At 34.5% G+C, this 16,170-nt stretch carries 8 protein-coding genes; 4 read left to right on the forward strand and 4 right to left on the reverse strand.

Features of this window, described 5'->3' with window-relative positions:
• Window positions 1-91: 91 nt before the first annotated feature.
• Window positions 92-4,153 carry a hybrid sensor histidine kinase/response regulator transcription factor gene (locus EM308_RS13330; protein WP_231926271.1) on the forward strand — a complete coding sequence of 1,354 codons (4,062 nt, stop codon included), beginning with the start codon at window positions 92-94 and terminating at the stop codon, window positions 4,151-4,153.
• A gap of 183 nt (window positions 4,154-4,336) precedes the next feature.
• On the opposite strand, the gene EM308_RS13335 is transcribed toward EM308_RS13330, so the two are convergent.
• Complete coding sequence (locus EM308_RS13335) at window positions 4,337-5,200, reverse strand: MFS transporter (RefSeq protein ID WP_157503413.1); 864 nt, start codon at window positions 5,198-5,200, stop codon at window positions 4,337-4,339.
• Between the two features lie 382 nt (window positions 5,201-5,582).
• Here EM308_RS13335 and EM308_RS13340 point away from each other — a divergent pair, with 382 nt between their 5' ends.
• The 3 genes from EM308_RS13340 to EM308_RS13350 are packed head-to-tail and all read left to right on the forward strand — an operon-like array spanning window position 5,583 to window position 9,280.
• Window positions 5,583-6,668 (forward strand): FAD:protein FMN transferase, encoded by a 1,086-nt coding sequence (locus tag EM308_RS13340; RefSeq protein ID WP_081907300.1) that lies wholly within the window; start codon window positions 5,583-5,585, stop codon window positions 6,666-6,668.
• Window positions 6,669-6,682: 14 nt separating this feature from the next.
• Complete coding sequence (locus EM308_RS13345; RefSeq protein ID WP_035637819.1) at window positions 6,683-7,897, forward strand: Gfo/Idh/MocA family protein; 1,215 nt, start codon at window positions 6,683-6,685, stop codon at window positions 7,895-7,897.
• A 12-nt stretch (window positions 7,898-7,909) separates the two neighbouring features.
• Window positions 7,910-9,280: a 3-keto-disaccharide hydrolase gene (locus EM308_RS13350; RefSeq protein WP_035637821.1), complete on the forward strand. Its 1,371-nt coding sequence runs from the start codon at window positions 7,910-7,912 to the stop codon at window positions 9,278-9,280.
• Between the two features lie 69 nt (window positions 9,281-9,349).
• Here the strand turns inward: EM308_RS13350 and EM308_RS13355 are convergent, their stop codons facing one another.
• From EM308_RS13355 to EM308_RS13365, 3 genes are all read right to left on the reverse strand, one after another.
• Window positions 9,350-10,777 carry a Gfo/Idh/MocA family protein gene (locus tag EM308_RS13355; protein WP_035637822.1) on the reverse strand — a complete coding sequence of 476 codons (1,428 nt, stop codon included), beginning with the start codon at window positions 10,775-10,777 and terminating at the stop codon, window positions 9,350-9,352.
• 70 nt (window positions 10,778-10,847) lie between these two features.
• Window positions 10,848-13,598, reverse strand: coding sequence for a GH92 family glycosyl hydrolase (locus tag EM308_RS13360; protein ID WP_035637824.1), 2,751 nt, complete (start codon window positions 13,596-13,598; stop codon window positions 10,848-10,850).
• Between the two features lie 317 nt (window positions 13,599-13,915).
• Entirely contained in the window at window positions 13,916-16,114 is a 2,199-nt protein-coding gene (locus EM308_RS13365) for a response regulator (protein WP_231560019.1), read from the reverse strand.
• Window positions 16,115-16,170 lie beyond the last annotated feature (56 nt).

Below are 16,170 nucleotides of genomic sequence, written 5' to 3' on the forward strand. Positions count from 1 at the left end.
ATTAATATAAAATTAACTATTTTTAACAGTTTCAAAAACTGCTTAATTTTGTAAAACTTAAACCTATTTAATGATTTTTAAAAATCACAATTTGAGAATTCTTTTTTGGGGAATTTGCTTCTGGAGCTTACTTTTTTCTCCTTCAAAAAGCTTTTCCCAAAATAGTTCATTATCATTCAACCATTTAAATGTTACTAATGGTCTTTCAAACAACTCTGTTTTATCAATCAGCCAAGACTCTACCGGTTTCATGTGGTTTGGGACAAAGTATGGCTTAAATCGTTTTGACGGCCGTACATTTAAAGTTTTTAAAAATGATCCTGAAAACAAAAACAGTATTTCTTCCAACGATTTTATAAAAAAACTCGCATTTGCTTCAAATAAAAAAATGTGGATTGTCACTGACGGATTGGATTTATACCATTCTGAAGACAATTCTTTTGTCACTGTTCTACCGCAAACTGAAAGTCTTTTGAAAGTTTTGCAGGATTCTAATGGTAATTTATGGATTGGTTCTTTGACACAACTAAAATTTAAAGCTGCCAAAAGCAATAAAATTATCCCCATTAAAATAGCAAAAGAAAATCTGCAGGTTTCAGAAATTTTTGAAGACAACAACCATCATATCTGGGTAGGAACATCGGCGGGATTATATGAATTGTTTTTTGCAAATAAAAAACTAATTACAAGAAGACATTTCAGTTCCGAATTCAAAAACAGTGAGAATGTTGATTTAATCACAAGCATTATACAAGATCAAAATTTAAGATATTGGATAGGAACAAAAAAAAGCGGTCTTTATCTTTTTGATAAAAAAACATTGCAACTAACTCATTTTGTAAAAAACAACAATGATAAAAACTCATTGGTAAACAATAATATCCGAAAAATTTTAGTTCATAAAAATGGTTCGCTTTGGATTGGAACACAAGACGGATTATCGATTTTGAACCCCTACACTCACCAGTTTATTAATTATCAACACGATCCTACAAATCCAAACAGTTTAAGTCAAAACTCTATTTATGACATTTTTCAGGACAAAAGTGGATCTGTTTGGATAGGAACTTATTTTGGAGGAGTCAATATTGTATATTCTGTAAATACGCCTTTTACCTTTTATCAAAACAACATCAATAAAAATAGTATTAGTAGCAATATTATCAGCGCAATAGTTGAAGACAACAAACACAATTTATGGATTGGTACCGAAGCCGGAGGTCTTAATTATTTTAATAAAATCAATCAACAGTTCATTAATTACAAAAATAATATTAATGATAAAAACAGCTTGAGTTCCAATCTGGTTAAAGCCATTGCTATTGATAAAAATCAAAATATTTGGATAGGAACAGGTTTGGGAGGTGTAAATCTTTTTAACCCCAAGACTTCAAGTTTTACAGTTTTCAAACGAAATGCCAGTAACAGCAATTGCATTGCTTCGGATAACGTTAATTGCCTCGTTGTTAGCAAAGAAAATAAATTATTTGTAGGAACAGATAACGGTCTTAGTATTTATGACATTGCTCACCAAAAATTCAGCCATATTGCCACCGGCGGGAAAACATATATAGAAAAGTGGATAAATACGCTCTTTGAAGATAAAAAAGGTCGTATTTGGGTGGGTACACCTCTCGGAATTTACGTTTACCAAGATTCAAAACTGCAGCATAAAAGTTTTAAAGATAAATCGAACAAGCCATTCAAATACAATATCAACTGTTTTATTGAAGACAGCCATGGAAATATGTGGGTAGGAACCTATCATAACGGACTGGCATTATTGAACTTAAAAAATAATACTTACAAAATTTTTAATACCGATTTTGGTTTACCAAGTGATAATATATTGTCTATCACAGAAGATAATGATACCAATTTATGGATGGGAACCGATAATGGTTTGGTAAAATACAACCGCCAATTAAATATATTTAGAAGTTTTAATATTCAGGATGGTCTTCCTGATAATCAATTTAATACCAATTCTGTTTTTCATGATAGTCAGGGGCGAATGTTTTTCGGCACTTACAACGGATTGGTAAGCTTTATTCCCCACAATATTCAAAGAAATACGATACCGCCTGATGTTGTACTCTCGAACCTCAAATTGTTTAATAAAGGTGTAAAAGTCAACGATGAAAACGAACTTCTGAATAAAGACATAAATTACAGCAACTCTTTGACTTTTGATCATGATCAAAACAATTTTACAATCGAGTTTTCGTCATTAAATTTTATAAAATCAAATAAAAACAAGTATGCATACAAACTTGATAGTTTTGAAAAAGAATGGAACTATGTAGATATACCATCGGCTACTTATACTAATTTGCCTGCTGGAAACTATGATTTTTTAGTAAAATCAGCCAATAATGATGGTATTTGGAACAAAAATGTCAAAAAAATAAACATAGTTGTACTTCCTCCAATATGGAAAACCTGGTGGGCCTATCTTATTTATTTTATCATAATTTCTTCAATAGCCTATTATGTCTTAAAATTTTTAAAAGCAAGAGCCGACCTGAAACGAGAGCTTTATTTTGAAAATTTAAGAGCAGAGCATCAAAAGCAGGACTATCAGATGAAGCTGGATTTCTTTACCAATGTTTCGCATGAAATCCGAACACCATTGACTCTTATTTTGGGACCTATAGAAAAATTAGAGCAATTAACTGCCGAAAACACACAAGCCAATAAATATGCTCTTAGCATTAAAAACAACACAGAACGACTGTATCGTCTAGTAAACGAATTATTGGATTTCAGAAAAGCAGATTCCGGTAACCTGCGCCTGTACTTTTTTGAAGAAGACATTGTAAGCGCCGCAAAAGAAATTTTCAACCATTTTCAAACGCTTGCCGAGGCAAAAAACATTCAGTATACCTTCAAAAGTAGTCATGACTCCATTTTGGTTTATTTTGATAGAGACCAAATGGAAAAAGTGTTTTTTAATTTATTAGCAAACGCTTTCAAGTTCACACAAAATGAAGGCAGTATAAGCCTAGAAATTTCCTTAAACGACCAACAGGTTGAAATTATGGTAACTGATAATGGTAAAGGTATCGATATTGATAATATCGACGATATTTTCAAAAGTTTTTATCAGGCAGGGCAAAATATAGGAACGGGTATTGGCTTGACATTATCAAAAAGTCTGGTAGAACTCCATAAAGGAAAAATAACGGTGGCTAGTAAACCGTCTACAGAAACCGAAACAGGCAAAACTACTTTTACGGTAGTGTTACAGCTAGGCAAAAATCATTTAAGCGAGATTGATATTGCCCCTACTCCAATCATTGAAAACCATGATTATAAAGAAATTAACGAGTACACACCCGAAGACATTATTGATGATGCCGTAATAGAGGATAAAACCAAAACTGCTAATATTCTAATTGTGGAAGACAATGATGAAGTAAGAGAGTTCATCAGACAATCTTTGGAAAATCAATACCATGTTTATGAAAGTGAAAACGGATTGGAAGGTTGGAAAAATGCGATTCAGACACTTCCTGATTTAATCATTAGCGATGTCATGATGCCTATTATGGATGGATTGGAACTTTGCAAAAAACTTAAAACTGATGTACGTACTTCGCATATTCCTGTAATTATGTTAACGGCAAAATCTGCTTCCATACACCAAATTCATGGTTTGCAACACGGCGCCGATGCTTATATTACCAAACCTTTCAGCGATCAGATTTTACAGCTTAACATCCGTAATCTTCTATCTTTAAAAGGTTCTTTGCAAAAGAAATATAGTGAACAGCTATTACAATTACCGATTATAACAACCGAAGAATCATCTCAGGAAGAGGTATTCCTCCAAAAACTACAGCAAATTATCGAAGAAAATATTGCCAATACCAATCTGGATCTCGGCTTTATCACTGCTGAAATTGGCATGAGTAAATCTGTTTTGTACAAAAAATTTAGTGCTCTTACCAACTTGTCCTTAAATGAATTTATTAAAACGCAACGTTTAAAACACGCCGTTACATTTTTTCAAAAAGGGGAAACCAACATCCTATCAGTTGCTTTACAGGTTGGGTTTAATGATGCCAAGTACTTTAGCCGTGAATTCAAGAAAATGTACGGCATTACCCCAAACGATTATATTAAAAACAAAGGACAGGCAGATGTTTAGGTTTTCAAAAGTGTAGATTTAGATCTAGAAAAACATTGAAATGAGTATCATTCACCTATTTTTTCAGATCTCTTGACTCGAATCGTGTAAATATTTTCAAAAAAAAATTGGTCAGTGCCCAAGTATGGTAATGGAATTATAGCCCCACGCTAATCGCCATAATTAACAGGGCACCGCCAATTTTTATAATAAATCCTTAAAGTCTCTAAATACTATTGACCAAATTACAGGCCAAAACAACGCATTAACAAATCCCAAAACCGCTACCAATACAATGACAACCGGTAATTCCGGAATTCCTGGTAATAATGTAATCATTGTGCAAGGTGAAATGAATAAAATAGTAACAGCCAAAAGAACTCCGAGGGTACAAGATAATTTTAAAAAAGAAGTTAGAGAAACATATTTTGGAATTAACGCTATTCCCAAAACACAGCCTATAACTATAGAAGTCATTGTAAACAAGATTAATTTTTGATAAAAATCAAGCTGTACTACATAAACCTCTAATCTTTTTAGAAAATCGCCAAGAGAATTCCCAGCCAAAATTTCGGAAGCAGTATAGAAATATAATATCAAAACAATCAAAGCCAAAACAAACTGAGGCTGCATCAACATATTTTTAATCTTCTGAAAAAAACTTAGATTAATCTTACTTTGATCTTCTACAAAATTCATTTCGGGGAGCAATAAAAATTTCAGAACAATTGCCAGTACGAAAATAATTATAGATACAGAAATAAAAGATACTTGTTGTTCCAAAAAAAATGAATCTTGAGTATTCGTTTCTCCCACAGCGTTTTGAACGTCCTTTTTATCAACCCCATAATCTGCATTATGTGACAAAACCAAGGCTTTTAATTCATGTGCTCTCTCAATATCATTTTGATGAATAATATCAGAACTATTCTGAGCAACTGCATCATAAGAAAAAACACAAAACAATATTGAACAAATACCTAAAATATAAAACGCATTGCATTTACACAGGCTATAATTAAGTCTTGGATTCAAGTAAAAGAATAAGATTGAAGAAAAATATTTCATACAACTACTTAATGGGGGTTAAGAGATTTGGTAGACCAAAATTATTTCATCTTACTGATAATAAAGGGTATGATTTTCCGTAAATGGATAAAAATCTTCCTTAAATTACCTTATCAGGCTTTTTTGATGTGGCAAACCAAATCTTTTTTTACTGATTTGCATCAAAGTATCTCTCTCACAATTCTACACGAATAAAAGTAAGTTATTTGCGATGAGGATTAGCTGCAAACTGTGTTCGAACACTATTTCTGATTGAAAATTGTCATTATCTATTTTATATTCTTAACTTGCTGTTTTGCAAAAAAATATTTGACAACAAAATAAGGAGAGAGCCAAACCTAGAATGAAAAAGTTCTCAAAAGAATAAAATAACCTAACACTAATGAATAAAAAATTGAAGTCCATTGTTTTCTTTTCAAATAGCTTTCGACGCTTGTTGAAAAATAACATATTTAGGACTTTTTTATTCGTACCATTTATCATCATTTTGATTCTTATTGGTTTAACATCACATCGCCCGAAAGAATGGAAGCGATACAGTATTGCTAGCAAAGCACAAGGCACAACCTATTCTATTGTTTATTATGAAAAAGACAGTGTGATTACCAAAGAAATGATAGCTCAGAAGTTAATAAAACTTGATAGTTCCCTTTCTTTATACAAAACGTATTCACACATAAATCAATTCAATAATTCGGAAAAAGGTATTATTCTGGATAATTCCTTATTTCCTGTTATCAAAAAATCAATTGAGACTTTTAAAGAAACTAATGGGCTGTTTGATATTACCGTTTATCCATTGGTAGAAGCATGGGGTTTTGGTGTAAAGAAAACAGCATCTGAACCTGATTCCTCAACTATCAGTTTATTGCAAGATTGTATTGGCAACAATTTGATTGAACTCAAAGGAAATTATTTGTATAAGAAAAAACCCTGCGTAAAAATTGATCTCGATGGAATTGCCCAAGGTTATTCGGTTGATGAACTTGCAGATTTACTTGAAAAACATGGTGTTGAGAATTATGTCGTGGAACTAGGTGGCGAAATAAGAGTTCAAGGAAGAAAACAGCCCGACGGAGAAAAATTCAAGATAGGCATTGAATCACCTGCAGAAGATACATTTGGACAAAATCCCTTGCAAAAAATAATTACATTAGACAAAGGAGCTATCACAACATCTGGCAGCTACCGGAAATTTTATGAAAGTAAAGGCAAAAAAATAACGCATCTTATCAATCCAAAAACAGGTTATCCGCACAATAATGAACTCATCAGTGTAACTGTTTTTGCAAACGATGCCATAACCGCCGATGCATACGACAATGCACTAATGTTGATGGGACTTAAACAGGCTTTGGCATTTGTTGAAAACAAAAAAAATCTGGCTGCCTATTTTATTTACAGAAAAAAAGACGGAACTATTGCCGATACATCAAGCACTGCTTTTTTAAAATTAAAAAATCAATAATATATTAGTTAACAATGAAACGTAGAGATTTTATCCGTCAAACAGGATTGTTTACCGCAGGGGTTTTATTTCATCAGCAAATGTTACAGGCCGCAACTGTAAATGAAGATGACAGAATCATTTCGGTTGGTATTATCGGCTGTGGTGACAGAGGTAGCGGGTTGGGAAGTGTTTTAAATAATATGCCCGTTCAATTCAAACTGACTACGGTTTGTGATGTATTACCCTTCCGTCTGGAACGAGCAAAACAACTCGATAAACTTAATTCGCTTCGTTACGAAAATGATTATCGAAAAATTCTAGACGATAAAACAATTGATGCCGTGATTGTTGCTACGCCACTAAATATGCATTATGAAATTGCGGCCGAGGCGATTCGTGCTGGAAAACATGTCTATCTCGAAAAAACAATGACTTATAATGCTGAACAGGCTCTTGCATTGGTAAAATTAGTAAAACAATATCCCAAACAAGTATTACAGGTTGGTCACCAATACCGTTATACGCCGCTTTATTTTAAAGTAAAAGAAATGATTGACAAAGGCTATCTGGGTAAAGTAACTCAAATTGACTGCCGCTGGGATCGCAACTGGAACTGGCGCAGACCTGTTCCTGCAGGCTACACAGACAGACAGATAAACTGGCGTATGTACAAAGAATATTCTGGTGGTTTACCTGCTGAGTTATTATCTCACCAAGTAGATTTTATTAACTGGGCTTTCAACACGCATCCCGATGAAATAATTGGAACCGGCGGTATTGACTATTATAAAGATGGAAGAGAAACTTTTGACAACGTACAAACTATTTTGCGATATAATAAAGAGGGAATGATTGGGAATTTTGGAGCAACCTGCAGTAACGAAAAAGATGGTTATCTCTTTAAATTAAAAGGAACAAAAGGTACCGTGCAATTATTGATGAACGATGGTATTTTTTTTCCAGAAAAAGAAACAAAAAAAGATATGGAAACCGTTGATGGTGTTACGGGAGCCACAAAAATTGAGTGGACAAAAGATGGCGGAATTCCAATCCTGAATGAAAAATCTAAAGATGGTAGTTGGTATGCGCTTCAGGAATTTTACAAAACGATTATCGAACAAAAGAAACCCGTGTCTAACGTTATCACAGGAGCTACTACAGCTTTTTGTGTACACCTCATGAATAAATCCATTTATAACCATTCCTTGGAAACATGGAAACCAGAATTTAATATTAACATAACTTAACCCAAACAACCAATGAAACAAATTTCAACAATCTTTTTTTTATTTATTGCACTTAATTCGGGTGCACAATCAAACAACTGGCAATCATTATTTGACGGAAAAACACTTAATGGATGGAAACAAATGACCGGTTCTGCGCCTTATACAGTAGAAAATGGTTGTATAGTAGGCACATCTATCGTAAATTCCCCAAACTCATTTTTAGTATGTGACCAAAAATTTACTGGTGATTTTGTATTAGAAATGGAAGTAATGCTGAATAATGCAAACATCAATTCTGGGATACAATTCAAAAGTAATTTTGATTCAAAAGGAAATAAGGGCAAAGGCGTAATCAATGGTTATCAATATGAATTAGACCCCACTGATCGCAAATGGACTGCTGGCATTTATGACGAATCCCGAAGAGGCTGGCTATATCCAGGTTCATACAACCCTAAACAACAACAACTTTTAACAATAAATAAATTTCATAAAGTACGTATCGAATGTATCGGCAACACGGTAAAAACTTGGTTAGACGGATTACCTGCTTCCTACTTAGTTGACGAACAAATTACCAATGAAGGACTTATAGGATTACAAGTACACGGCATTGGCAAAAAGGAAGAAGAAGGGTATAAAATATCTTGGAAAAACATTCGCATTCAAACAAAAAACATAAAACCACTTGCTTTTCCTAAAGGAATTTATGTTGTTAACAAAACCCCGAACAACCTGACAGATTACGAAAAAGAAAGCGGATGGAAGTTGCTATTTGATGGCAAAACCAATAGTGGATGGATTGGTGCGCACAAAGATGCTTTCCCGCAAAAAGGATGGACGATAAAAGATGGTATTTTAACAGTATTATCATCAAACGGAGGAGAATCAACAAATGGTGGTGATATTGTAACCAAAGATGAATATGGTGCATTTGAACTTTCGTGGGATTTTAAACTGACAAAAGGAGCAAATAGTGGCGTAAAATATTTTGTAACATTAAAAGAACAGGTACAAGGTAAATCTGCCATTGGTCTCGAATACCAATTGCTAGATGACACATTACATCCTGATGCAAAATTGGGAAGAGACGGCAACCGTACACTTGCCTCTCTATATGACCTAATCACTGCCAAAAAAACGGAAGGGAAATTTGCTCAACCTGGCAACTGGAATACAGGGCGCATTATTGTTTATCCTAATAATCATGTCGAACATTATCTTAATGGTCTAAAAGTACTGGAATATGATCGTGGCTCACAAGCTTTCCGTGATTTGGTTGCCATTAGTAAATACAAAGAGTGGCCAAACTTTGGCGAAGCTCTAAAAGGACATATCTTACTTCAAGACCACGGCAACGAAGTGGATTATAAGAATATTAAAATTAGAGTGTTGAAATAAATCTGAAACTTCCTTATCCATAAAAAAAGCATTCGTTTTTGGCGAATGCTTTTCTTTTTATATTAAAAATTATACTTTGTAATATTGCTCCCATCCTTTTCTAGGTGGTGGGCCTACCAATAACTCATTGGCATTTTTGCTGCTGGTAATTATTTTTTTGGTTCTATCAAACACAATTTTTTCACCAGTCCATTGCGCCAATACGCCAAGACAAAATACCTGACTTAACGGGCCTGCAATTTCAAAAGGGGAACGTGTTTTCTCCTCGCCTTTGCAAGCTTTTAAAAAATTAGCAAAGTGATTTGATGTGCTTGCTGGTACAATTGGTAAACGAGAAGCCATCTCTTTTGCTTTTTCCTCTGGAATGATCGATAAAGTACTGCCATGGGAAGCACCTTTGAATGTTAAATCTTTACTGTAAATAATTTTTCCAGGATTCAGTTTTGCTGGTGCAATAGCTCCATTGCTTGGTGGCGGAATATTGGGATCAAGTCCCTGTACCCCATATCCTGCAGGAATTGGAGGAAGATTATTAATTCCATCGTACCATTTTACTTCAACTGGTGGCATACTACCACGTTTCGGAAACTTAAATGAAAGCGTTGTTGACATTGGATAGAAAAACTTATTATGTCCTTCCAATTTAATAGGATCAACTTCATAAGGAAGTCCAAGATCCAAAAACTGATGAGCCGTATCGAGAAGGTGTGCTCCCCAATCACCCAAAGCTCCCATTCCAAAATCGAACCAACAACGCCATTGACCATTTACAAAATCTTTGTTGAACTGATGCCCTTGGGTTTGCATTTGCCAAATATCCCAGTCGAGTGTACTCGGGATAGGCTCAGCAGGCGGAAATGAAGTAATATTTGGGTTCCAACCATGCCAACGCCTTGGGGCGTTCATGTGAGCAGTGATAGCTGTTACGTCTTTAATAATACCGGCATCCACCCATGATTTAAACTGAAAATAATTGGCTTCAGAATGTCCTTGGTTTCCCATCTGAGTTACTACTTTCGGATGCCTCCTTGCGGCCTTCATCATCAATTCTACTTCATTAAATGTACGTGCCATCGGTTTTTCCACATACACGTGTTTACCAAGACCAATCGCCATCATTGTAATCGGAAAATGAGAAAAATCAGGGGTTCCAATAGAAACAGCTTCTATCTGATTGCCCATTTTATCAAACATTTCTCTAAAATCTTTAAATCGGGGTACATTTGGAAACTGTTTTAATATATCCAATGTATGAGGCGCTTCCATATCTACATCACAGAGTGCCACAATATTAGCCAATCCTGTATTGTAAAGTTCACGAATAATTTCGCCCCCGCGGTTACCTATTCCTACACAGGCAAGGTTTACCTTATCAGCAGACCCAAAACCAGACAGGTTTAGCTCTTTGGAAAATAAAAAACTGGGGGTTGCAACAGCTGCAGAAGCCAATAAGGCTTGTGTTAAAAACTTTCCTCTTGAATAATTATTGTCTGACATATTAAAGATTTTTTTAAATATAACAATAAAATGTATTCGAGCACACAGTGATGATTAAAATATTTTATTACTACTTACCCCACGTCAAATTTGGATTTGCACCCAACCATAATTCTAAAGTCCCTCCTTTACTGAAATCAGCATGCGAAAATGAAAAGTGATTATGTTCTTTTCCATTCAAAGCCGCTTTTTGAATGTAACAATTGGTTTTAGAATTATTATAGGTTTTAATAACAAACTCTTTTCCTTTATAATACTTACTGTTAAGTTTAATTACGACTTCATCAAATACTGGGCTTGTAATATCATACTCTGGATTGATGGCGCTGGTACCCGTTAAACTAAACAATCCGATAGACGTCAAAGCGCTTACACCACTCATCTGACCTTGATCCTCATCGTGACCACCATAACCTTTGTCTGGAGTAACAGCACCATAAGCCTGCTCATTTACCCTGCGTACCCAATATTGAGTTAAATCAGGTCGTCCTGCATAATTAAAAACATGTGCATTAGAGCAGCCTGGTTGATTGGCATAACTGACATATCCATCATTGTAGCCAAAAACAAAATCCTGATCTTTGGATTGTTCAAAGGCGTAATTCAACTTTTTGCAAAGGGTGTCATTTCCTCCCATCATATTAGCCAATTGATGAATACCATGCGAAACAGACCATGTTGCCTGCCATGCATTGGCTTCTACCCAGCCATTTCCGCTTAATGCTTCTTTATGCAACCAATCTCCCTCTTTGGTTTTTGGAAAAATTAATTTTTGATCTGAGTCAAATAATTTAGTCCATCCTTGCGAGCGATTATTAAAATTCTCGTAATCTTTCTTCTTCCCTAATTTTTTAGCCATTTGTCCCAATGCCCAGTCTTGAAAAGTAATTTCTGTAGTAATACCTGCATTCGACGGATAATAACCATTTTTTATATAAAATTCCATTTCTTCTTTTTCCCCCATCATTCCCCCAGGTGCATGATTTTGTTTCATTACTTCGTAAGCCAAAGCAGCAGGTTTCTTTGTAAGAATGCCCTTTTGATAAGCACTGGTAATAAGGTTAGTGGCAGGACAACCCGTCATGATATACGAATAACCACCAGCACAAGGCCCACGTGGCAATAGCTTTCCATTTTCGGCATATTGAATCAATGACCCTGCAAAATCATCCAAGACTTCGGGCCAGGCTAATCCCCATAGAATATTCAAATTCCATTGCGTTAACCAAAATGCATCTGAATTATACATGTGGAATTTTGCTTTACCGTTTTGATCTTTCGGTAATGTTCTTATTTTAAATTTGGTGTTAACGGTAGCATTTCCTCGTCGCTCCCCTTCGGTGTTATCAGGATAATCTCCGGACACATCATCTAACTTATGACGCCCCAGCAACGCATGCCATAAATCCGTATAAAATTTAATTTTTTGGTTGTTGCTACCGCCTTTTACAGCAATACGTCCCAGCATTTCATTCCATTCGTTTTGCGATTCGGTTCGTTGACTATCAAAATTCCAGCCTCTGTTTTCCGATTCCAAATTACGTCTTGCGTTGTCAACACTGGTAAAAGAAACCGCCACTTTCATTTGAACTGTTTCACCGGCTTTTACATGATACTGAGCCGCAACTCCAGTAGTCGCTGCATCATAATAACTCATTCTCCCCGTGTTCTTAGCTGTTTTCTCAGGGGTTCCATTCAAGGTTGTTATGTCGTTCAATTCCTGTTTTCCATCCCAGCCATTTAGTTTTTCAAATGGTTTTTCAAAATCAATCGCAAAATAAATACGTACATTTTCGGGCCCGCCCCATAAACGTCCGGTTGTATTTACAGAACCTTCAATGCGAGTATTACTTACTTTTTTGATTCGGGCATCATTCATTGTCGCTTCACCAACATAGCCTCCCAAATTAATCAATACATTAGTCAAAGCATCTTTGGTATATGTAAAGCGATAAAAACTGATGCGATCTGCCGCAGTTTGTTCTACCCAAGTATTGTATTTTTCAAGATAAAGTCGATGATAACCCGGTTGCACAATTTCACCATCATGCGAAAAATTAGATTTCCATTCCTGTTCCCCTTTGTTTGGATTAATGGTACCAGTGGTTGGCATCAGAGTTATACCTGACAGCATCCAGCAATGTATTTGAGGAAATCCCAATATTTCAGTCGAATTGTAATTGTATCCTCCTCCATATTGATTTTTGTTACGGGTTAATGGCGCAGCGCTAATCATTCCAAAAGGCTGACTACCAGTAACAAAAAAGAAATAACGACCTCGGTTTGACTCAATATAAGGATCTACCCACGAAACTGGTTCAGATATTTGTGTTGGTGACGGAAATACTTCCATTTCAGACAAACCAATTGCCGAACCATCTCCATCCGTTGTTTCAAATTTCACCCAAGTTATGGTCTGTTCTGGAAAATCAACCACTTTGGGCGCTCCATTATTGGGTATAGCAAAAACAGGAACTCGTGTACCATTACTAAATATAAGTGTACCTCCGGCATTGTGTGAAGCTGTCGCAACCCTATCATACAAAATAATTTTATTGATGGATTGAGGCTGTTGCCAGGTCAACTGTATCCAAGGATAATCAATCTGTCCCCAAAAAGTAACCGTACTTTTTGATATCCATTCTCCTTTACCATCGGTGCGAATAATTCCGTCAATTACGTTGACGGCTTTTCCCTCCCCAAAGTTTTCGGAGGAGGCTGTTACAGTTGCTTTATTGGCGATACTGCCCGGCCCAGCTTGTACAAACTGGCTGGAACAGATCAGTAAGAAAATAAAAATGTGTCTTAGTATTCGTTTCATAACTTTTATTAAAATCAATATAATGAATGAAAATGAGTTGTTGCCACAGCGGTTTAATAATCAACTGAGAAAACTTTGGGAAAGAAACTGAAATAATCAGCAACACAGAAATGAGGTGTTTTTAATTTTCATGGTTTGTTGGTTATTGGTTACTATTTTGAGGCAGCTTGATTTACTAAATCGTTTATGTAAATCAATTCCAAATATAATTAAATGAAAGATAATAAGCAGATTTTTTCTGTTTAAGGTCAAAATATTCCTTAGGACTTCAATTTTAAACTACTTTATTTATATTGGTAAAAAAACAAAAGCATTATTTAAACAAGTTTTTTTGTTTTCAAAATCAGACAATTAATAATTTTAAAAAGCTGAATCGCTTCAAAAGGTTTGACTATAATATCATTTATTCCTACCCCTATTGCCTCTTCAGTTATTTCGTTTTTATCAAAAGCTGTCAATGCAATTATTGGAGTTTCGATTCCCTTTTGTCGTATTCTTCTAGAGGTTTCAAAACCATTCATCAAAGGCATGTTAATATCCATCAAAATGACATCAAATTCCTCATTATCCAAAATTTCCAAGGCCTTAAATCCATCATCGACCACTATACAGGAATAATTATTTTTTTCAATAATTTTTCTGGTTATTAACTGATTGATTCTGTTATCCTCGACAACGAGTACTTTAAAGACTTGACTGGAAGTCAAATCGACCTGAATATTATTTATGATTTCAATAGTCTTGACAGGATTACACTCAAAGCTAATGCAAAAAGTAAAGGTTGTTCCCCTGCCCAATTCACTTTCAACAGTTATCTTGCTTCCAAAAAGTTCCAATAGCCTTTTTACTATCGGCAATCCCAATCCTGTTCCTTGATAATCGACTTCTTTTCTTCCTACCTGAACAAATTTATCGAATATTATTTCCTGATCCAGAGGAGCAATTCCTATTCCGGTATCGGCAATTTTAACCTCTATGCAATGCATATTTTTGTTTATTTCAATAAGTCTGGCTATTAATCTAACTTCACCATTTTTGGTGAATTTCAGAGCATTACTTACCAAATTCATAAGGATTTGGGCAAATCGAAGTTTATCTCCAATTAAACTTTCGGGAATAGATGGATCAACATCAATATAAACCTTATTGTTATTGTTTTGGGCGATAAAAGACAATGAATTTTTTATCATATAAAATTCATCTGTCAGATTAAAAGTAAATTCTTCTAAGACAATTTTGTTTTCTTCAATTTTATTTATCTGCAAAATATCATTAACCAGAGACAACAAATAGCGAGCAGAAAATTTCAGGGAATTCAAATGCGGACTAGAAGCGAGCTCTTTGTGTTCTTCCAATAGCAAATCAGTAATCCCCACAACTCCGTACAATGGCGTTCGTAATTCATGGCTAATTGTAGAAACAAACTGGGTTTTCAATTTAGACGACTCTTCTGCTTTTTTATTGGCTTTGATTAATTTCTTATTGGCAAGCATCAAATCGGCATTCGATTTTACCCTAAACTTATTATTTTTAATCAAAGAATTCAGAAAAAGCAACAGAACAAAAATGGCAAGAATGAAAAGCAGCACAATAATTCTTGATTTTTTCAGACTTTGATATTGCAAATTCCTTTCGTTTTCAATTTTATCAATAGTACGTTTGTATTCGTCTAGTTCAAGATTAACACCTTCAATATTGGCTTTTTCTAACTTTTCTTCAGCATAAATTTCTTCATTGAGTTTTGTGTACAATTCCAGGTTTTCATAAGCCCTTTTGTAATCCTTTTGCTTTAATAAAAATTTAGAAAACTCTAAATGACAAAAAGAAAGATCTGATTTCTCATTCATTTTTTTGCCTAAACGAATTGCTTCCTCAAAATACAATTCAGCTTTTTCATTCTCATTTTTATAATTGTAGTACATCCCATTTAGCATATTGAGCACCACAATTGTCACATCATTATGATATTTTTGATAATAGGAATTAATAAATTTTAAATTATTTTCACCTTCTCTGAATTTACCAATGTCAAAAAAAGCCCAGGTCATATTCAGATTAGTAAATGCCATTTGAGCTGAATCCTTTATTTTCTCACTGTATTCAAGTGCTTTTTTAAAATAATAGATTCCTTTTTCGTATTTCTTTTTTTCAAAACAAAAAACATTTCCAAGATTGTTGTTGATTTTTTGTTTTATCGAATCGTTTTGGGTGAAGTTGGCATAATTTAAGCCTTTATTGTAGTAAAAAATAGCCTTGTCAAATTCGACTAAATCATTGTAATTAGCCGCAACATTATTGTAATTTTTGGCAATAAGGACATTGTCATGAATGGTGATAGATTTCTGCAAGGCCAATCTAGAAATCAACAATGATTTCTCGAAATCACCAGATTGCCTTAGTTTGGCTGCTTGTGAAGTTAATTTATTAATTTCATTTTTTTTGGGCAATTGTGTCTGACCAATCAAGGCAAAGCCAAAAAAATTAAACCATAAAAGAACAAATAACACTACTCTCATTGGGGGCATAAATAGTAATTATATTTACCAAATATACATTATAATCCACAGACATA

Source organism: Flavobacterium gilvum (assembly GCF_001761465.1).
GTDB lineage: Bacteria > Bacteroidota > Bacteroidia > Flavobacteriales > Flavobacteriaceae > Flavobacterium > Flavobacterium gilvum.